Annotated in this window: 24 protein-coding genes; 23 read left to right on the forward strand and 1 reads right to left on the reverse strand. The window is 30.5% G+C overall.

The window, feature by feature from the left end:
• Positions 1-85: 85 nt before the first annotated feature.
• Entirely contained in the window at positions 86-463 is a 378-nt protein-coding gene (gene safA / locus CPG45_RS15625) for a SafA/ExsA family spore coat assembly protein (protein ID WP_096233047.1), read from the forward strand.
• Between the two features lie 47 nt (positions 464-510).
• On the opposite strand, the gene CPG45_RS15630 is transcribed toward safA, so the two are convergent.
• Positions 511-1,149, reverse strand: coding sequence for a hypothetical protein (locus tag CPG45_RS15630; protein ID WP_096233049.1), 639 nt, complete (start codon positions 1,147-1,149; stop codon positions 511-513).
• Between the two features lie 88 nt (positions 1,150-1,237).
• Between CPG45_RS15630 and surE the strand changes: the two genes are divergently transcribed.
• From surE to mutS, 22 genes are all read left to right on the forward strand, one after another.
• Positions 1,238-1,990 (forward strand): 5'/3'-nucleotidase SurE, encoded by a 753-nt coding sequence (gene surE / locus CPG45_RS15635; protein WP_096233051.1) that lies wholly within the window; start codon positions 1,238-1,240, stop codon positions 1,988-1,990.
• Positions 1,991-2,112: 122 nt separating this feature from the next.
• Positions 2,113-2,337 carry a 4Fe-4S dicluster domain-containing protein gene (locus tag CPG45_RS15640; RefSeq protein ID WP_096233669.1) on the forward strand — a complete coding sequence of 75 codons (225 nt, stop codon included), beginning with the start codon at positions 2,113-2,115 and terminating at the stop codon, positions 2,335-2,337.
• Positions 2,306-3,430, forward strand: a complete 1,125-nt coding sequence (locus tag CPG45_RS15645; RefSeq protein ID WP_096233053.1) for a 2-oxoacid:acceptor oxidoreductase subunit alpha — start codon at positions 2,306-2,308, stop codon at positions 3,428-3,430. Before CPG45_RS15640 ends, CPG45_RS15645 begins: the two co-directional genes overlap by 32 nt.
• Positions 3,430-4,254 (forward strand): 2-oxoacid:ferredoxin oxidoreductase subunit beta, encoded by an 825-nt coding sequence (locus CPG45_RS15650; protein WP_096233055.1) that lies wholly within the window; start codon positions 3,430-3,432, stop codon positions 4,252-4,254. The genes CPG45_RS15645 and CPG45_RS15650 overlap by 1 nt, the downstream gene beginning before the upstream one ends.
• Entirely contained in the window at positions 4,251-4,796 is a 546-nt protein-coding gene (locus CPG45_RS15655; protein ID WP_096233057.1) for a 2-oxoacid:acceptor oxidoreductase family protein, read from the forward strand. The genes CPG45_RS15650 and CPG45_RS15655 overlap by 4 nt, the downstream gene beginning before the upstream one ends.
• Before the next feature lie 12 nt (positions 4,797-4,808).
• Positions 4,809-5,672, forward strand: a complete 864-nt coding sequence (locus tag CPG45_RS15660) for a MurR/RpiR family transcriptional regulator (protein ID WP_096233671.1) — start codon at positions 4,809-4,811, stop codon at positions 5,670-5,672.
• Between the two features lie 312 nt (positions 5,673-5,984).
• Entirely contained in the window at positions 5,985-6,608 is a 624-nt protein-coding gene (locus CPG45_RS15665; protein WP_096233059.1) for a histidine phosphatase family protein, read from the forward strand.
• Entirely contained in the window at positions 6,605-7,822 is a 1,218-nt protein-coding gene (locus tag CPG45_RS15670; RefSeq protein ID WP_096233061.1) for a BaiN/RdsA family NAD(P)/FAD-dependent oxidoreductase, read from the forward strand. The genes CPG45_RS15665 and CPG45_RS15670 overlap by 4 nt, the downstream gene beginning before the upstream one ends.
• 66 nt (positions 7,823-7,888) lie before the next feature.
• Positions 7,889-8,353 carry a hypothetical protein gene (locus CPG45_RS15675; protein ID WP_096233063.1) on the forward strand — a complete coding sequence of 155 codons (465 nt, stop codon included), beginning with the start codon at positions 7,889-7,891 and terminating at the stop codon, positions 8,351-8,353.
• Positions 8,354-8,426: 73 nt separating this feature from the next.
• Positions 8,427-8,765 (forward strand): chorismate mutase, encoded by a 339-nt coding sequence (gene aroH / locus CPG45_RS15680; protein ID WP_255405185.1) that lies wholly within the window; start codon positions 8,427-8,429, stop codon positions 8,763-8,765.
• Between the two features lie 12 nt (positions 8,766-8,777).
• Positions 8,778-9,428 (forward strand): (d)CMP kinase, encoded by a 651-nt coding sequence (cmk, locus tag CPG45_RS15685; RefSeq protein WP_096233067.1) that lies wholly within the window; start codon positions 8,778-8,780, stop codon positions 9,426-9,428.
• Positions 9,429-9,442: 14 nt separating this feature from the next.
• Positions 9,443-10,021, forward strand: coding sequence for a lysophospholipid acyltransferase family protein (locus CPG45_RS15690; RefSeq protein ID WP_096233069.1), 579 nt, complete (start codon positions 9,443-9,445; stop codon positions 10,019-10,021).
• Positions 10,022-10,030: 9 nt separating this feature from the next.
• Positions 10,031-10,891 (forward strand): 4-hydroxy-3-methylbut-2-enyl diphosphate reductase, encoded by an 861-nt coding sequence (locus CPG45_RS15695; protein WP_096233071.1) that lies wholly within the window; start codon positions 10,031-10,033, stop codon positions 10,889-10,891.
• A complete protein-coding gene (locus CPG45_RS15700) occupies positions 10,884-11,969 on the forward strand; it encodes a 30S ribosomal protein S1 (protein WP_096233073.1) in 1,086 nt (361 codons plus the stop codon). Before CPG45_RS15695 ends, CPG45_RS15700 begins: the two co-directional genes overlap by 8 nt.
• A 103-nt stretch (positions 11,970-12,072) precedes the next feature.
• A complete protein-coding gene (speD, locus tag CPG45_RS15705; protein WP_013297845.1) occupies positions 12,073-12,447 on the forward strand; it encodes an adenosylmethionine decarboxylase in 375 nt (124 codons plus the stop codon).
• 149 nt (positions 12,448-12,596) lie between these two features.
• Positions 12,597-13,373, forward strand: coding sequence for a CheR family methyltransferase (locus tag CPG45_RS15710; RefSeq protein WP_284697569.1), 777 nt, complete (start codon positions 12,597-12,599; stop codon positions 13,371-13,373).
• A 51-nt stretch (positions 13,374-13,424) separates the two neighbouring features.
• Positions 13,425-14,465, forward strand: coding sequence for a M42 family metallopeptidase (locus CPG45_RS15715; RefSeq protein ID WP_096233077.1), 1,041 nt, complete (start codon positions 13,425-13,427; stop codon positions 14,463-14,465).
• The gene (locus CPG45_RS15720) at positions 14,456-15,475 is read left to right on the forward strand and encodes a M42 family metallopeptidase (RefSeq protein WP_096233079.1); all 1,020 of its coding nucleotides are present in this window, start codon (positions 14,456-14,458) and stop codon (positions 15,473-15,475) included. The genes CPG45_RS15715 and CPG45_RS15720 overlap by 10 nt, the downstream gene beginning before the upstream one ends.
• The gene (locus tag CPG45_RS15725; protein ID WP_096233081.1) at positions 15,472-16,455 is read left to right on the forward strand and encodes a M42 family metallopeptidase; all 984 of its coding nucleotides are present in this window, start codon (positions 15,472-15,474) and stop codon (positions 16,453-16,455) included. The genes CPG45_RS15720 and CPG45_RS15725 overlap by 4 nt, the downstream gene beginning before the upstream one ends.
• A gap of 84 nt (positions 16,456-16,539) precedes the next feature.
• Positions 16,540-17,949: a tRNA (N6-isopentenyl adenosine(37)-C2)-methylthiotransferase MiaB gene (miaB, locus tag CPG45_RS15730; RefSeq protein ID WP_096233083.1), complete on the forward strand. Its 1,410-nt coding sequence runs from the start codon at positions 16,540-16,542 to the stop codon at positions 17,947-17,949.
• A complete protein-coding gene (locus CPG45_RS15735) occupies positions 17,946-18,305 on the forward strand; it encodes a YlbF/YmcA family competence regulator (protein ID WP_096233085.1) in 360 nt (119 codons plus the stop codon). The genes miaB and CPG45_RS15735 overlap by 4 nt, the downstream gene beginning before the upstream one ends.
• 53 nt (positions 18,306-18,358) lie before the next feature.
• Positions 18,359-20,935 carry a DNA mismatch repair protein MutS gene (gene mutS / locus CPG45_RS15740; RefSeq protein WP_096233087.1) on the forward strand — a complete coding sequence of 859 codons (2,577 nt, stop codon included), beginning with the start codon at positions 18,359-18,361 and terminating at the stop codon, positions 20,933-20,935.
• Positions 20,936-20,941 lie beyond the last annotated feature (6 nt).

Raw genomic sequence — 20,941 nt, forward strand, 5'->3', positions numbered from 1 at the left:
TTCAATAAACAAAAATCATTCCTATTGTAACATAATTTTATATTATTCATAACATGTAATAGAAAACTGAAAGGGGGTTTTTGTAATGTATGACTCACAATGCTACCCAGTACAATGTAGAACAATATATATAGTAAAACCTGGTGATTCAATGTGGACTATAGCCTATATGTTTGGCATACCACTTGATTGTCTTATTAAAGCGAATCCACAAATACCTAATCCAAATCTAATTTACCCAGGACAACAAATTTGCATACCAGCATTTTGTCCGCCAGTTAGTCGATGTAAGACAATATATATAGTAAAACCTGGTGATTCAATGTGGACTATCGCCAATATGTATGGTATACCACTTGAATGCCTCATTAAAGCAAATCCACACATTCCCAATCCAAATTTAATTTATCCAGGACAACAGATATGTATACCATCAAATTGCCCACCCGTTGATCCTAATTAAATAAGAAAATTATATACAAGTCAAGATACCGTGGGTTACACGGTATCTTAACAATTTACATGCAAATAAATAGTATTCAAATGATTGCTTATAAATTTAATTACTTTAACTGGTCCTAAATCTATCTTTTTTCCGCATCTTGGACAACAATAATTTTTCTCCTTATCAAGTATAGAATAAGATTCTTCAATTTTAAGTGAACTATATTTTATAAAACTTTTCCAACCAGTTTTGCATAATTTATATCTGTTATCATAATCAGCGTATACCCACCTTAATAATTTGTGAAAATGAAATGGATATTTTGTATAACATAAAAATCTTTTTGGCAATCCTAATGATAATGCATATTTTTCAAACGATTTTTCTATTTTATCTTGGAGAGGATTTAGTATCTTCACACTTTTATAATTATAACCATTGGTTTTTAGGTATTCCCTTAAATTGTCAAACATATATCCTCTACATACGTTTATCTCTTCACTTTTGTCAACCTTCATTTCTTTTAAAAACCTAATAGCAATTTCAGTAGCTTTATTTAAATACTGTTTTTTATTAAATTTTTCTTCTGTATAATAGTCAAGTGGAATTATATCATAATGATATTCATCTGTTTCAATTCTAATAATACCAATGCAGGTACCTCCTACTAAGCTTCCACTACCCGCATCGTCAATTTGTATCACACTATCACTCCTTGCTTATATATAAATTTTATATTAAAATCAAATTAATTATTCAAAATATAGATGAGAATATTTTGGGAGGATATATATGAATATATTGCTAACAAATGATGATGGAGTACTTGCACCAGGTATTAACAAATTAGCGTCAAGATTAAAAGAAAATTATAAAGTTATAGTAGTGGCACCTGATAGAGAAAGAAGCGCTGTCGGACATGCCATTACATTGCATAAACCATTAAGACTTAAAAATATTATAAAAGAAAATAATTTAGAAGTTTACCATGTAAATGGAACACCATCTGATTGTGTAAAATTAGGAATAGATGTAGTATCAAAGGAAAAACCTGGTATAATTATATCTGGAATAAATGATGGATTTAATCTTGGAACGGATATACTTTATTCTGGGACGGTTTCTGCGGCAATAGAAGGAGCAATTAATGATTATCCTTCTATTGCGGTATCTTTAGAAGCTGGTGCAGATTTAAATAATTTTATTTTTTCTTTTATAGAAAATCTTATAGATAATATAATATATAATGGTTTACCTGAAAACACACTTCTGAATGTAAATATACCAAAAATGAATATAAAATATAAGGGAGTAAAAATAACGACCCTTGGGAGAAGAAGCTACGTAGAAAATTTTACAAAAAGAGTAGATCCACGTGGTAAAGAATATTACTGGCTTGCTGGTAAAATATCACAAGATGTAAATAATGAAGGTAGTGATATTATATCTGTTAAAAATGGTTATATTTCAATAACGCCAATTCATTTTGATTTAACTAGATATGACTTAATTGAGACTTTAAAAAATTGGGATATCAGCATTTAAAATTGTATTATGATGCAAGATTTGTGTCATAAAGATTCATGATATTTTTTATTCATTTTTAGCAGGATTTTTAAAATGTGTATCGAATAATATATATAGAAATAATAATGGAAGGTGATATATTGAATAAAAATAAAAAGCTTGTAATCAATAGTGATTGGTGTAAAGGGTGTGGGATATGTGTTGAATTTTGCCCTGCCAAAGTTCTTGAGATAAAAAACGATAAAGTTTTATTAATCAATCCTTTAAAATGTACAGCATGTGGTTTATGTGAATTAAGATGTCCTGATTACGCAATATACTTAGAGGTGATGGATGATGGCGTTAAAATTGATGCAAGGAAATGAAGCAGTTGTCAATGGTGCCATAAAAGCGGGTTTAAAATTTTATGCTGGGTATCCTATAACGCCTTCAACTGAAATTGCCGAATTATGTGCCGAAAAGCTACCATTAATAGGTGGTAAGTTTATACAGATGGAAGATGAATTAGGAAGTATGGCTGCCGTAATAGGAGCCTCACTTACTGGAATCAAGGCAATGACAGCAACGTCAGGTCCGGGATTTTCTCTAAAACAGGAAAATATCGGTTTTGCATCAATGGCTGAAATACCTTGCGTTATTGTCGATGTACAAAGGAGCGGACCAAGTACAGGAATGCCTACATCGCCATCACAAGGTGATGTTATGCAATCGAGATGGGGTACCCATGGAGATCATCCTATAATTGTTCTATCACCGTCATCTGTAAGAGAAGCTTATGAAGTTACAATAAAGGCCTTCAACTTATCTGAAAAATACAGAACTCCAGTAATTTTATTAATGGATGAAGTTATAGGACATCTTAGAGAAAAAGTACATATAGAAGAGGATAAAGATATTTTTATATATAAAAGAGAAATACCAGATAAAAAAGACTATTTACCATATAGAAATATACTTGATGGTGTGGTTCCACTTGCACCCTTTGGCAATGGATATAGATTTCATGTGACAGGGCTTTCACATGATGAAAGGGGATTTCCAACAAATAGTACAGATGTAACTGAGAAACTTATGTCAAGGTTAATTGGAAAGATAGAAAATAATAAAGATGATATATGCTTATATGAAATAAAAAATATAGAAAATAGTGATATTCTTATAGTATCTTTCGGTTCATCCGCAAGAGCTTGTGAAGAAGCAATAGATATTCTAAAAATGAATGGCATAAACGCATCTTTATTTAGACCAATAACTATTTGGCCATTTCCAGATAAAAGCTTTAAAGAAATATGCAATAAATTTAGATACATTTTTGTTGTGGAAATGAATTCAGGCCAATTATTCTTAGAAATTGATAGACTGGTTAATAAAGATGTAAAGATAAACAAGATTAATAAGGTTAATGGTGAATATTTTACTCCACAATTTATCGTGGATAGCATAAAGGAGTCTTTGTAATGGCATCTAAACTTATTGAAAAGTATTATAGAATAGACACATTGCCAAATATATGGTGCCCGGGTTGTAGTAATGGCATTATAACATCTGCAATTATTAGAGCAATAGACAACTTAAAATTAAACCAAGATAAGGTTTGTATAGTTTCTGGAATAGGTTGTTCCTCAAGGGCATCAGGATATTTAAATTTTGACACACTTCATACTACACACGGAAGGGCATTAGCATTCGCGACTGGTATAAAAGTAGCAAATCCAGAACTTACAGTCATTGTTATAACAGGTGATGGTGACTGTGCTGCTATAGGTGGAAATCATTTCATACATGCGTGCAGAAGAAACATAGATTTAACTACAATTATGTTTAATAATAGCATATATGGTATGACAGGTGGTCAATATTCTCCAACTACACCTACAATGGATAGGGCAACAACCGCACCATACGGAAATTTAGACAGAGATTTTGATATGTGTAAGCTTGCAATAGCTGCAGGTGCAACATATGTTGCAAGAGGTACAGCTTACCATACTTTGCAGTTAGTTAAACTGATTGAAAATGGAATCCTTCATAAGGGATTTTCTTTTGTTGAAGCTATTAGTATTTGTCCGACATATTATGGAAGAAAAAATAAAAAAGGCGATGCTCGAAAAATGTTAGAGTGGCAAAAAGAACATGCTATAACAATTAATCAGGCGAATAAAATGTCAAAAAGGGAACTTTCAGATAAATTTATTATAGGGGAATTTTTAAATATAAATGAACCAGAGTTTACAGACAACTACCAAGAATTAATAAACAGTTTGAAGGTGAATTATAAATGAAAGATAAAATAGAATTGAGGTTAGGAGGTTATGGTGGGCAAGGTTTGATACTTGCTGGAATAATTTTAGCTGAAGCTGCAATGTTAGACGGAAAAAATTGTATTCAGACCCAATCTTATGGCCCTGAAGCGAGAGGAGGTGCAAGTAAATCTGAAGTAATAATTAGCAATAATTCAATAAAATATCCAAAAGTACTAAACCCTGATATATTGCTTTCATTATCTCAAAAAGCATATGACAAATATAGAAAGGATTTAAAAAATAATGGTATCATAATCATAGATAATTCAATATTCAAACATGCTGATGAAACTAATATTATTTATTCTTTACCTATAATAGAAACAGCACAAAAAATCCTTGGAAGAGCATTTGTCGCTAATATAGTATCACTTGGCGTTATAGCAGAATTAACAAATGTAGTTTCTAAGAAATCTCTTTTAAGGGCTGTACTTGAGAGGGTTCCAGCAGGTACAGAGGAATTAAATGAAAATGCTCTTAATGAAGGTTATAAATTAATAAAAGATAAAGAAAGGATTTAAACGATGGATAAAATGGATAAAACGGAAGATCTTATAAAGAGAATACAAGATAATTATACGCAATTAAGTAAAAGTCAAAAGATTATAGCAGAGTATATAATAAATCACTATGATAAGGCTGCTTTTATGACTGCGGCAAAACTAGGAAGTAGTATAAACATTAGTGAATCAACAGTCGTTAGATTTGCTAATACACTAGGTTATGACGGCTATCCAGAACTTCAAAGTGCGTTGCAGGAGTTAATAAAAAATAAGCTAACAACTGTACAAAGACTTGAAATGACAGATGAAACAGATGAAATATCTATATTAAATAATGTACTTAAATCTGACATAGAAAATATAAGAGAAACAATAGAAGAATTAGATAAAAACTCATTTAAGAAAGTTGTAGATAGCATATTCCAAGCTAAAAAAATCTATATAATAGGTTTTAGAAGTTCTACAGCAATAGCTGAATATTTAGGCTTTTATTTAAATTTAATACTTGAAAATGTGACAGTAGTAAAACCTGGTATTTCTGATGTTTTTGAGCAAATGCTCAGGGTTAGTTCGGATGACCTTGTTATCGGTATAGGCTTTCCAAGATATTCAAAAAGAACAATTGAGGTACTGAAATATGCTAAATCACAAAAGGCTAAAATAGTAACAATAACAGATAGTTTAATATCACCACTTACAACTGTTGCAGATGAAGTGTTACTATCAAAGAGCAATATGGCATCATTTGTTGATTCATTAGTTGCACCATTAAGTTTAGTAAATGCGCTTATTGTATCTGTCGGTATAAAAGAAAAGGAAAAAATAACCGATACATTTGAAAAATTAGAGAGTATTTGGGATGAATATGGTATCTACTTATCTAAAACAGTTTAAAAATTTAAGGTGGTATAATTTTGACTGAAGAGTGTTTAAATCCTCTTACAATAGCATGGTTGTGGTCTTTTAGGTGTGGAGATAGAACAAAAGCAATTGATGCCAAATGCATTTGAAATATCTAAAGAATATAAAATTAATATGAGGTCTGCTTCATATGTTTCAATTTATGAGGCAATGAAAATGAGAGGCTGGATATGAAAAAAATGCCTTTATTGAAGGCATTTTTTTATGTGTTAAAATAAATAAGTCAATGAAAATTTAATGTTTTTTCAAAGATATATAATATATAATACTAAATGGGGGATTTATATGCCAACACGTTTATATATAGTAAGACATGGTGAAAGCACTTGGAATGCCTTAAACAAGATACAGGGTTCAAGCGATATAGAATTAACTGAAATGGGATTAATGCAAGCTCGAATGCTATCAAAAAGATTAAGAACAGAGAAGATAGACGCAATTTATTCAAGTGATTTAAAAAGAGCTTATTTGACAGCATCTATAATAGCAAATGAATTAAATTTAGATGTAAAGAAACTACCAGAATTAAGGGAAATAGCATTTGGCGTGTGGGAAGGACTAACAGTAAATGAAATACAAAATCTTTATAAAGACATTTATGACCTATGGAGAACAAATCCTGTAAAAGCCATAATTGAAGGTGCTGAAACACTAAAAGATGTCCAAAATAGAATATTGAATGGTACGTATAAATTAATAGAAAAATACAAAAATAAAAATATATTAATTGTCTCACACGGTACTTCCATAAAATCGCTTATTTTGGGATTATTAGGTTTAGATTTAAGCTATTATCCTAAAATAAGACAGGATAATACTGCATTAAATATAGTAGACATAAAAGATGATGGTAATGCGGTTTTAGTGTTATTAAATGATACATGCCATTTAAGGAGCGAAAATAATTGAAAAAAGTTTTTGTTATCGGCTGTGGCCCAGCTGGAATGATGGCAGCTTTAGCTAGTTCCAGCATAGGAAACGAAGTTTGTATATTTGAAAGAAATGATATACCCGGAAAAAAACTATTGATTACAGGTAAAGGTAGATGTAATATAACTAATGTAGCTTCTATAAAAGAATTTGTCGATAATACACCGAGAAATGGTAAATTTCTCTATAGTGCATTTAATAAATTTTCTAATACAGACCTAATTAATTTTCTTAATAAGAATGGTTTAAATACAAAAGTTGAAAGAGGCGGTAGGGTTTTTCCTGCTTCAGACAAGTCAAATGATGTTTTGAATTTTTTTATAAAAATGCTAAGACAAAATAATGTAAATATATATTATAATTCGAGAGTTACCGAAATTTTATCTGATGGCAAAAATGTGATCGGAATAGTAGTCAACGGTGAAAAAAAATATTGCGATAGCATAATCCTGTCAACAGGAGGTTTATCATATCCTTTAACAGGATCTACAGGAGATGGATATGATTTAGCAAAGAAATTAGGTCATACAATAATTGAATTAAAACCATCATTGGTACCACTTGTTACCGAAGAAGATGTCAGCAGTATGATGGGTTTATCGCTTAAGAATATAAATGCTGGGGCATATATCAATAATAAATTAATAAAAGAAGAATTCGGAGAAATGATGTTTACACACTTTGGTATATCTGGACCTGTTATATTAACACTTAGTAGTTTTATTAAGGATTATATTGACAAAAGTATCATAATTAAAATTGATTTAAAGCCTGCCTTAAGTTTTGAAAAACTCGATGATAGAATGTTGAGGGATTTTACAAAATACTCGAAGAAAGAGTTTAAAAACTCTCTAAATGACTTATTGCCACAGTCTATGATCCCACATATTATCAAAATGAGTGGAATAAGTCCAGATAAAAAGACGTCTGAAGTTACAAAATCTGAAAGAAATAATCTAATACGTTTGTTAAAAGAATTTACACTTCACATAAGATCGACAAGGCCAATAAAAGAAGCCATTATAACTTCAGGTGGTGTAAGCACAAAAGAAATAAATCCGAAAACAATGGAATCAAAATTAATAAAGGGACTATTTTTTTCCGGCGAGATTATTGATGTTGATGCCTTAACAGGCGGGTTTAATCTCCAAATAGCTTTTTCAACAGGATATTTAGCAGGTCTCAACTCCTAAATACTCCTTTCGCATTTTTTTTAATTTTATGCATAAAATATATAAGAATGCATAAGGAGGATAATTATGGGAAAGAGAGTTAAAAAATCAAGTACTGTATTTTACATAAGTTTCGAAAACATTGTAGGTTTATTTGTAGTTGCTGGCTTTTTTGTTATGATCATTTTACAAGTGTCAATGCTAAATGACAATATAAGGGTTTTTCTAAATTCAACGGAGAAAATAGAAGGTATAAATATCAATACATATTTATCGAAAAAGGGAACAGTAAGGCTCGAGCTCGTTGGCAAGGATAGAGCACAAGATGCTTATGTGCTCGTTAACGGCGATCCTAAGTATAATTTTAAAAACAGATCTGTAGATATAATAGTTAAATCGGATGAGCTGATAGAAATTGATGGAACAAAATATAAACAAAATTTATACGTGAAAGTATCTGATACAAGTGATAATGTAATAGAACCACAGAAAACTGCTGTAATAAAAGTAAATGGTAATATAGAAATAGTAGGACGAGTTAAACTAAAATGATATTGTTATAATAATAATTTTACTATATAATAGTTTAAAAGAGTTACTGAAAGGAGAATGTCTTATTAAAGCAATAAGAGGTGCGATTACTACTGAAAATACAAAAGAGGACATCTTTAGAGATACTATATACCTTATAAAAGAAATTTTTAACAATAATGCAATTGATTTGACGGACGTTATATCAATAATATTTAGCGCAACAAAAGACTTAAACAGTGCGTATCCTGCTGAGGCTTTAAGATATTATGGCATTACAAATGTTCCAATGATGTGTTTTCAGGAAATGGATGTTAATGGGAGTTTAAAAAAATGTATTAGGGTTATGGTGTTGGTTGATTGTGACAAAGAAAAAATGGTTAAACATGTATATTTAAAAGATGCAAAATCATTGCGGCCTGATATAGCATAAGGTGGTGAAGATATGACAATAAAAGTGGCCATAGATGGTCCGGCTGGCGCTGGCAAAAGTACCGTTGCAAAAAAGCTTGCTGAAAAACTTAGGTTTACATATATAGATACAGGTGCAATGTACAGGGCCTTAACATATAAAATTTTGAAAGATTGCATCGATATAAATGATAAGGATAAAATCATTGATTTAGCGAAGAAATGTGATCTAAAATTAAAAGGCGATAAAATTTTTTTGAATAATATAAATGTTACAGATATGATACGCAATCAAGATGTTACTGAAAAGGTATCACTTATATCAAAAATTCCTGAAGTAAGAGACATAATGGTGCAGCTACAAAAAAGTATGTCACAAACTAGTAATGTTATTATGGATGGCAGAGACATAACGACAGTTGTCATGCCCGATGCCCAGTTTAAATTTTATTTAACAGCAAGTGACGAAATAAGAGCAAAACGTCGTTATGATGAGTTGAAAGAAAAGAATATTGATGTAAAATTTGAAGATATATTATGTGACATTAAAAGAAGAGATAAAATTGATATGGAGCGAGATGTTGCACCATTAAAAATATCTGAAGATGCGATAGTAATAGATACATCATATATGTCAATTGATGAAGTTGTCGATAAATTATACGGTATTATCGCTAAAAAGTAAAAGGGGGAAAAGTGATGTTCTATTATTTAGCGAAATACATTGTATTATTTATTATAAGAATAATTTTTAGAATTCATATCGAGGGATATGAGAATGTTCCTAAATCTGGTCCTTTAATAATATGTCCTAATCACATAAGCTTTCTTGACCCACCTATAATCGGGGCTTTATTCAATAGAAGAATATACTTTATGGCAAAAGTTGAACTTTTTAAAAATCCTCTATTTAGTTTTATATTGAGTAAGGGGTTAGGTGCATTTCCTGTAAAAAGAGGAACTTCAGATTTAACTGCTATAAAAACAGCATTAAAGCATCTAAAAAAAGGACATGCTATTGGTATATTTCCTGAGGGTACTAGAAGTAAAACGGGTAAATTACAAAAAGCGGAACCTGGTGTATCACTTCTTTCAGTTAAAGGTTCAGCTCCTGTTTTGCCTGTTGGGATTAAGTCGAATTATAGATTATTTTCAAAAATAACAATAAAGATAGGTAAACCAATTTATTTTTATGAATATAAAAGTTCACATCTAACATCACAGGATATGACAAATATAGGTGAGAAAATTATGATGGAAATCTCAAAATTGATTTAGGAGGCAATAATGAAAATTTTAGTTGCAAATAATGCTGGATTTTGTTTTGGCGTAAAAAGGGCTGTTGAAAAAGCTTATGATCAATTAAATAACAAGGACGGTAAAAACACTTACACATATGGTGATTTAATACACAATCCCCAAGTTGTAAGCGATCTAGAAGGTAAAGGTATTAAAAGTATAAAAAAAATTGAGAATTTGACTAAAAATGATAGAATTATCATAAGGACCCATGGAATATCTGAAAAAATATATAATAATTTGAAGGAAAAAAAGATTGAATTGATAGATATGACATGTCCATTTGTTAAAAGAGTTCAAAAGATAGTCAATGGGTATTATAAAAAGGGGTATTGTATTATTATAATTGGTGATAAAAATCATCCGGAAGTTATTGGTGTCAATGGGTGGTGTAATGATTCCGCATTTGTAGTTAAGTCAGTTGATGATGCAAAAATATTGCCGCATTTAAATAAAGCTTGTGTTGTTGCACAAACAACAATCACCCAGGAGATGTGGGATGATATTTTAGATATATTAAATAAAAAAGTTGATGAACTGATATCGTTTAATACCATTTGTGATGCGACACATAAAAGACAAAAATCAGCTGAAGAACTATCAAAAGAAGTTGATATAATGATAGTGATTGGTGGGAAAAATAGCTCAAATACTCAAAAATTAAAAAAAATATGCGAAAGTAATTGTAAGAATACAATTCAAATAGAAAGCGCTGGTGAGATAGACATAAATACATTTAGAGATGTTGATATTGTCGGTATTACTGCAGGTGCTTCAACACCTGATTATCTGATAGAAGAAGTAATAAAAAAAATTATGGGAACAAGAAAGGAAGATAGTAATGAGTAATTTTATGGATGAATATAATTTTAATTTAATTCATTCGGGTGATATTGTTAAAGGTAAAATCATAAAATTATTAGATGATGGTGTAATAGCAGACATAGGATATAAATCTGACGCTTATATATCTAAAGATCAATTGTCTCTGGATCCGAATATTAATATTTACAATAGCTTCAAAGAAGGCGATGAAATTGATTTGTATATAATTAAAAGAGAAGATGAAAATGGCAATGTCGTAGCATCAAAAGTTAAAGCAGATATCGAAATGGCAAATGAAAAGCTTGATGCTGCATATAAAAATGGCTATATAATAAACGGTAAAGTAATAGAAGTTGTTAAAGGCGGAGTTATTGCCGATGTATTGGGTGTTAAAGCTTTTATACCCGCATCTTTGCTCGACGTACAATATATAAAAGATTTAAATGATTATGTAGGGAAGGATGTCAGAGTAAAGATTATAGAACATATACCACATAAAAAATTAGTGGCATCACAAAAAGCAGTATTAGAAGAAGAAAACATGAGAAAGAAAGAAGACTTGTTTAGTCAAATTAAGGAAGGACAGATAATTGAAGGAACTGTAAAAAACATTACTAAATTCGGCGCATTTATAGACGTAGGTGGTGTTGATGGATTAATACCAATAAGCGAAATATCATGGGGAAGAATTAAAGACATCAGTGAAGTACTAAAAGTAGGGGATATGGTGAATGTATACGTCGTTAATGTAGACAAGGATAAAGATAGAATAACATTGAGTCTAAGAAACCTTATACCAGAGCCATGGTCTATTATTAGTGGAAAATATAAGATAGGCGACATAATTAAAGGGAAGATTGTAAGTATCACTACATTTGGTGTTTTTGTTGAAATTGAACCAGGAATTGAAGGTTTATTACACAAATCCAACTTAATAAGAAAGATAAAAGAATATAGTGAAGGTACTGAAATAATAGTAGAAATATTAGATGTTGACTATGATAACAAAAAAATAAGTTTAAAAGAAGTTGATAAAAACAACGAAGTATATGAATTAAAAAGTGAAGAGTTAAATGTATCAATAAAAGACAGAATTGAATAATTTTTTAGTGTCATGTGAAATACCTTGACAAAAGTCAAAAATCTGATAAAATTTATTTTATTGAATATCCGTACTTTAAAAAACGAGGAGGCAAGATTATAGAATGAATGCTTTGGGACGTCATATTTTGGCAGAAATTTATGGTTGCGATGAAAATGTTCTTGATGATTGTGAATTAATAGAAGACATAATGGTAAAAGCAGCTATAGAAGCAGGTGCCGAGGTTCGTGAAGTTGCTTTCCATAAATTCAGCCCCCAGGGCGTTAGTGGTGTTGTAGTTATTTCCGAATCACATATAACTATTCATACTTGGCCGGAATTGGGCTATGCAGCCGTAGATGTTTTTACCTGTGGGAATAATGTTAATCCATGGAATGCATGTAATTATCTGACGAAGATGTTAAAAGCTAAGAACATGACTGCTACAGAAGTAAAAAGAGGGGTATTTGAGCAGCCTGTAAAAGTAGTTAATATGTAAATATTAAATGTATTTATGTATATTTAATATTTGTTAGGTCAATAATATTAATGAACCTCACAAATACATTGAGACCCCCTTTACATCATTTAAGTGGCTAAGTTTAGCCACTTTTTTTAATCTTGATGTATAAATATGGAGGTGAACAAATTACGAATTACGATGAATTTATAATAAAAATTTATAAATTGACAGGAATAGATCTATCCTTATATAAGGAAAAGCAAATGAAAAGAAGGATAGATTCGTTAATAGCAAGTAACAATTGTAAAAATTATGATGAATTTTTTTATAAATTAACTATCGATAAGAGATTATATAATGAATTTTTAAAATATATCACCATAAATGTTACAGAGTTTTTTAGAAATATAGAACAATGGAATATACTTAAATTGGAGATTTTGCCTAAACTTATTAAAAAGAACATGAGAATCTGGAGCGCTGCATGCTCAACAGGTGAGGAGCCATACAGCTTAGCAATGATATTATCTGAATTTATTGATTTAAGTCAAGTATTTATTTTAGCTACGGATATAGATGAAAGCGTTCTTGAAAAAGCAAAAAAGGGTATATATAATAAGAAGAGTGTTGAGAAAATTCCGAAAGAATATTTTTATAAGTATTTTTCTAAACACGGTGAAAATACATATATAATTTCTGAGGAATTAAGAAAAAATATTAATTTTAAAAAACATGATTTGCTAATTGATAAATACCCCGAAAACTTTGACTTAATTATCTGTAGAAATGTATTAATTTATTTTAATGATAAAGCAAAGGATGATATTTATAAAAAGATCAATTTAAGTCTTTCAGACGAAGGTGTTTTCTTTGTTGGCAGCACTGAGCAGATAATATTCCCATATAAGTATAATTTCGAGCCAGTAAAAACTTTTTTCTATAAAAAATTGAAAAATAAATAGATTCATATTGAAATTTGCTATATAATATGTTTATGTGGGAGGAGGTAAAAAATGAACTATAAAAATTTTTTGAAAGTCTTAACAGAAAGTTTTGGAATATCAGGATATGAAAGCACAGTTTCAAATCTTATCAAAGAAAACTTTCAAAATATATCTGATGATATTAAAGAAGATCGCTTTGGAAATTTAATTTGTGTAAAAAAAGGAACAGGTAGCAAATATAAAGTTATGTTAGCAGCACATATGGATGAAATTGGACTTTTAGTAAAGGATATAGATAAGAATGGATTTATCAAATTCACGACTGTTGGTGGTTTCGACCAAAGAACATTACCATCTCAAGAGGTAATAGTACATTCTAAACGTGATATAATCGGAGTTATTGGTTCAAAGCCACCACATTTATTAAGTAAATCTGAATCCGATAAATCAATAAAAATAGATGATATGTATATCGATGTAGGATTAAATCAAAAGGAAGCTAAAGATATTATAAACATAGGTGATCCTGTAACTGTACATAGAAATTTTAATGAGCTTTTAAATGATTGTGTATCATGTAAAGCCATAGATGATAGAGCTGGTATAGTTGTTATGGCTGTTTGCTTAGAAGAACTCAAAAAATTATATCACTATCATGATGTTTATGCTGTTGCAACGACACAAGAGGAATTGGGTATGAGGGGTGCAGCTACAAGTGCATATAATGTCAAACCTGATTTGGCCATAGCTATAGATGTGACGCATGGTAATGCACATGGATTAAATTTAGATTTAGAGCTTTCTAAGGGCCCTGCTATTGGAAAAGGTCCAAATATACACCCAATTATATTTGATGGCCTTATAGAGTCAGCAAAGGCTTATAATATGCCATATCAAGTTGAACCACTGCCAGGGAATTCTGGTACAGATGCTTGGGCAATTCAAATATCTACTTCAGGTGTTCCAACAGGTCTTGTGTCTATACCATTAAGGTATATGCATACATCTGTAGAAACAATAAGTATGAAAGACGTCCTATATTCTGGAAAACTCCTTGCATACTATATCTCAAATCTTCCTTTAGAACTGGAGGAATATTTATGCTATTAAAAGAACTGACAGAGATCATGAGCACTTCTGGAAATGAAGGCGAAATAAGAGAGAAAATAAAGAGCATTGTTAAACCATATGTTGATGATGTTTATGTAGATAAAATAGGTAATTTAATAGCATATAAAAATGGGAAAAAGAATAATAAAATAATGTTAGCAGCACATATGGATGAAGTAGGTCTAATGGTTAAATCAATCAATGATGATGGCACACTAAAATTTTCACCGGTTGGTGGCATTGATAAAAGAGTTCTTGTTGCAAAGACAGTTAGAGTCGGAAAATATAAAATAAATGGCGTGATTGGTGCGAAGCCAATACATTTGCAAAAGAAAAATGAGCAAAAAAGACCACTTGACTACGATGATTTATATATCGATATTGGAGCTATTTCTAAAGATGATGCGCTTAAATATGTATCAATAGGTGATTATGTACATTTTGATACAAATTTCGATATGCTTGGAAATGGCTTCGTAAAGGCTAAAGCACTTGATGATAGAATAGGATGCGGTGTATTAATAGATATATTAAAAAATAATTATGAATACCCAATATATGCAGCATTTACGGTACAGGAGGAAGTAGGATTGCGTGGTGCAGGCGTTGCAGCATATAATATAGGACCAGATTTTGCTATAGTTGTTGAGGGAACTGTTGCTGCAGATGTTGCGGATTCTGTTCCATATCTTGTATCAACAGAGCTTGGAAGAGGGCCAGCGATATCTTTAATGGATAGGACATCTTTATATAATAAAGAATTAGTTGATAAAGTAGTTAAAATAGCAGATGAGAACGGTATCCCACACCAGTTTAGACGAATAGCATCGGGTGGTAATGATGCCGGGAAAATTCATTTAACAAAGGGTGGAATTAAAACTATTGCTATTTCGATACCATGCAGGTATATACATTCATTTAACTCGGTCGCGTACTTAGATGATTATACAAATACAATAAAGCTTATCGATTCCATAATAAAAAATATTGAAAGGGAGGCATTGCTATGAGCATCGACTTAGATTTACTAAAAAAATTAACGCAATCATATGGACCATCGGGTAATGAAAAAAATGTTTTGGAACATATTAAGGAAGAAGCAAAAAATTACTGCGATGAAATATATTTTGATAATATTGGAAACATGATATGCAAAAAAAATGGTGGCGGAAAGAAAATCATGATTACTGCCCATTCAGATGAATTAGGATTATTAATAACACATATTGATGAAAATGGTTTTCTAAGATTTGTTCCAATAGGTAGTATTAAAGTAGAAAATTGTTTATATAAAAGAGTAGAATTTTATAATGGCTTCAATGGAATAGTCGGTATCGAACACTTAGATGATAAAAAAGATATAAAATTTGACAATTTGTACATAGATATAGGTGCAGAAAGTAGGGAAGATGCTGAGAAGTTCGTTAAAGTCGGTGATAGTGCAGTATTTAAGGGAGAGTTTTTTACAAATGGTAGTAGAATCTTTTCAAAGGCAATTGATGACAGGATCGGATGTTATGTAGCATTAGAGACTCTTAAAGATATTAAGACAGTTAATGAATTATATTTTGTTTTTACTGTGCAAGAAGAAGTCGGTGCAAGGGGAGCGACTACAGCGGCATATAATATTGAACCAGATTTATCAATATCCGTTGATGTAACATCTACTGGTGATACGCCAAAATCTAAAAACACGGTTGTTTCACTTGGGAAAGGTGCTGCGATAAAAGTCAAGGATAGATCGATTATTGTCAATCCTAAAATAAAAGAATTTATGGTAGATATAGCTAAAAAATATAGCATACCTTATCAAATGGAGATACTTGAATTAGGCGGTACAGATGCAGGATCTATACACATGACAAAAGGCGGTATTCCATCTGGCGTAATATCCATTCCAACAAGATACGTTCATAGTATTTCTGAAGAAATTGACATAAACGATGTTAACGCATCTATTGAACTTTTAAAGAGAGTAATCGAAAATTAAATGGCCTTAGGCCTTTTTTTGTTGCTGCAAAATGATATATAATATATAATTGTATAGAGATTTTATTTTGGAGGTATGCATTTAATGGGCACAAGAAAAGAAGTTTTAGTATCTAAAGAAGATATTAAAAAACAAAAAGAAATTATTTGCCGCATAGCGGATTTAAATAAAGATAGATGTCCTAAATTTTATATAGAAACATACGGCTGTCAGATGAATGTCCATGATTCCGAAAAATTAGCAGGAATGCTTTCTGATATGGGATATATTAATACAGATAATATTGAAGATGCTGACGTAATACTCTTTAATACATGCTGTGTAAGGGAGCACGCCGAAATAAGAGTATTTGGAAGGGTATCACAGTTAAAAGAACTAAAGCTAAGGAGGCCTAATATAACACTTGGAATATGTGGATGTATGATGCAAGAGAAAGAAATTGTTGAAAAGATAAAAAAGAATTATCCATATGTAGATATTGTATTTGGTACACATAACTTATTTAAGTTTCCAGAGCTTTTATTAGAATCATTAAATTCCGATACAACTATTATTGATATATGGGATGACAATAAAAATATTGTTGAAGATATACCGATACAAAGAGCTGAAGGGCTAAAAGCATGGGTAAACATAATATATGGATGTAACAATTTCTGCACCTATTGCATTGTACCTTATGTTAGGGGAAGGGAAAAAAGCAGAAAACCAGAAGATATTTTAGATGAAGTTAAATCCTTAGCAAAAGAAGGTTTTAAAGAAATAACATTGCTAGGACAAAATGTAAATTCCTATGGCAATGATTTATCAGAGAAAGTGGATTTTGCTGACCTTTTATATATGTTAAATGATGTTGATGGCATTAAAAGAATTAGATTTATGACATCACATCCAAAGGATATATCTGATAAACTTATTTATGCGATGAAAGACCTCGATAAGGTATGTGAGCACTTGCATTTACCAGTACAATCAGGAAGCAACCGAATTCTTAAAAAAATGAACAGGAAATATACAAAAGAAAGATACCTTGAAATAGTTGATAAATTGAGAGAAAATGTACCTGAATGTGCTATAACTACAGATATAATAGTTGGATTCCCTGGTGAAACAGAGGAAGATTTCGAGGAAACATTGGATCTAGTAAAAAGAGTAAGGTATGATGCAGCATATACCTTTATATATTCTAAAAGAACTGGTACACCTGCTGCGAAAATGGAAAATCAAGTAGAAGAAAATGTAAAACATGAAAGACTTGAAAGATTAATTAATTTGCAAAACAGTATAAGCTTAGAAAGAAATTCTGAAATGAATGGGAAAATAGTCGAAGTTCTTGTTGAAGGTAAAAGTAAAAGAGACAGTGATAAATTAACTGGAAGAACAAGGACTAATAAAATTGTTCATTTTAAAGCTAAGCCAGAATTAATTGGTAAATTTGCAGATGTAAAAATTACCGATACAAAGGCATGGACAATGCAAGGTGAATTGCTATGAATTCTAAAACAAATATTATCATTGATAAAACAAAGGAACTTGGTGAACTGTTGGCAAATTCAGATATTTTATTGAATCTAAGGGAATCAGAGGCTATTTTTTTAAATGATAGTAAGGTCCAATCAATAATTTCTGAGATGAATAAATTAAAAGTCAGTAATAATGATAAAATTAAAAAGTTAAATGAAGAATTATTACAACTGGATAGTTATATGAAATTAATAAATGCGCAAGAAGCTGCTAAAAAATTAATAGATGAAATACATGGGATTTTAAATTATTACATTAATGGTGTTACTGAAAATTGCAATAGCAAGTCCTGTTCAGGATGTAAAAGACATTGTAATAAACGTTAAGTGCTTACAGGCATTTAACATTTTAGTTGCATACAATTGGAGGTAAATAACTAATGGCATATACCCCTATGATGGAACAATATTTAAAAATAAAAGAAAGATATAAAGATTCTATCTTATTCTTTAGGATAGGCGATTTTTATGAGATGTTTTTTGATGATGCAACAATTGCAGCAAAAGAATTGGAAATAGTTTTAACCGGAAAAGATTGTGGACAGAATGAAAGGGCTCCTATGGCTGGTGTACCATTTCATGCTGCTGATTTTTATATTGATAAGCTTGTAAAAAAGGGATATAAAGTAGCTATATGTGAACAATTAGAGGATCCCGCCCTTGCAAAAGGTTTGGTTGATAGAGACGTAATTAGAGTCTATACACCAGGTACTGTAATAAATACAAGTGCTATAGACGAAAAGACTAATAATTATCTTTTATCGGTTTATCGAAATAAAGACAATTACGGATTATCGATTGTTGATGTTACTACAGGCGACCTATTCACAACTGAAATTTCTAACTGTCGTGACTTAAGAAAAGTATATGATGAAATAATGAGGTATAATCCTTCTGAAATAATAGCAAACCAAGATTTTTTTAATAATTCAAAACTTATAAAGATAATTATGAGTAATCACATTTATTTAAATAAATATGATGTTAATAAAACAAATGAAGAAATTGAGGAAATCATATGTCGCCAATTTAATAAACCTTTAAACGAATTAGGTCTATTAGGCAAGAATCATGCTAATGCTTCATTAGTCTATTTATTGCTTTATCTTGAGGATTTGCAGAAGGTGCAATTGAATCAGATAAATAATCTTACATATTATGAAGATAAATCCTTTATGATGCTTGATAGTAATACTATAAAAAATCTTGAGATTCTTCAATCAAACAAAACAAATTCTAAAACCGGTTCATTACTTGGAGTATTAGACAAAACAATAACGCCTATGGGTGGGAGGTTGATAAAAAGGTGGCTTGAAGAGCCCCTAATAAACATTGATAAAATAAAATTAAGGCTTGATGCTGTTGAAGAATTATTTAAAGATTATGATGGAAGATTAGAGCTAAAGGATGTTTTGAGAGGTATTTATGACATTGAGAGGCTTGCAAGTAAACTTGTTTATCAAAATATAAATGCAAAAGATTTGATATCTATTAAAATATCTATTGAGAAGTTACCTGCCATTAAAAATTTGCTTAGTAAATACAGTACAATTTGTCTTAAAGAAATCTATTTAAAATTGGATATTTTAAAAGATATTTATGAGTTAATAGATAAGTCTATCAAAGATGATCCATCAACATCTGTTAAAGAAGGCAACATAATAAAAGACGGATACGATGAAAATGTAGATAAGCTGAGAAAAGCTTCAACTGAAGGTAAAGCTTGGATTACAAATCTTGAGGCAAGTGAGAAAGAAAAAACTGGGATAAAAACTTTAAAAGTTGGATATAACAAAGTATTCGGTTACTATATAGAAGTGTCTAAATCATATATATCAATGGTACCACAAAACTATATAAGGAAACAAACTCTGGCAAATGCGGAAAGATATGTTACACCAGAGCTAAAAGAAATAGAAGAAAAAATACTTGGTGCTGAGACAAAACTTATTGACCTTGAATATGAGATATTTAATAAGATCAGAGAAAAAATTAAGAATGAGATTGAGAGAATACAAAAAACTGCTAAAAATATAGCAATTCTCGATGTGCTTATTTCTTTATCTAATGTTGCGGAAACAAATAATTATGTAAAACCTACTGTTGACAATAGCGACAGAATTGTTATAAAAGATGGAAGACATCCGGTTATAGAAACTATAATGGATGATTCTTTTGTCTCGAATGATATTGAAATAGACGAGAAAAAGCCTATAATGATAATAACAGGCCCTAATATGGCAGGAAAATCAACTTATATGAGGCAGATAGCTCTTATAGTATTGATGGCTCAAATAGGTAGTTTTGTACCGGCATCATTTGCTAAAATAGGAATTGTCGATAGAATATTTACGAGAGTCGGTGCCTCAGATGATTTGTTTTCTGGTCAAAGTACATTTATGGTTGAAATGAGTGAAGTTTCAAATATATTAAGTTCAGCAACAGAAAAAAGCCTCATCATACTTGATGAGGTTGGCCGTGGAACAAGTACATATGATGGTATGAGTATAGCCTGTGCAATATTAGAATATATTCATGACAAAATCAAAGCAAAGACATTGTTTGCAACACATTATCATGAGCTTACAAAGTTAGAAGACAAATTAGATGGTGTTAGAAATTTTAATATATCAGTAGAAGAGAAAAATGATGATATAATATTCTTAAGAAAAATAATACCGGGTGCAGCTGACAGAAGTTATGGCATTCAAGTATCTAAACTTGCTGGGCTTCCTGATATTGTTATAAATAATGCAAAGAATATTCTAAACAGCCTTGAAAATGGTAATATAGAAGTTGCGGTTGAAACTGCCGCAACTCAAATTGATATATTTAGTATGGAAAAGGATTCTTTGATTGAAGAAATAATTAATATTGATATTGATAATATTACACCAATTGAGGCCTTAAATTATTTGTATAAATTAAAGAAAAAAGCTTCAACTTTAAGGACGTGATTATAG

The organism is Thermoanaerobacterium sp. RBIITD, assembly GCF_900205865.1.
Taxonomy (GTDB): domain Bacteria; phylum Bacillota; class Thermoanaerobacteria; order Thermoanaerobacterales; family Thermoanaerobacteraceae; genus Thermoanaerobacterium.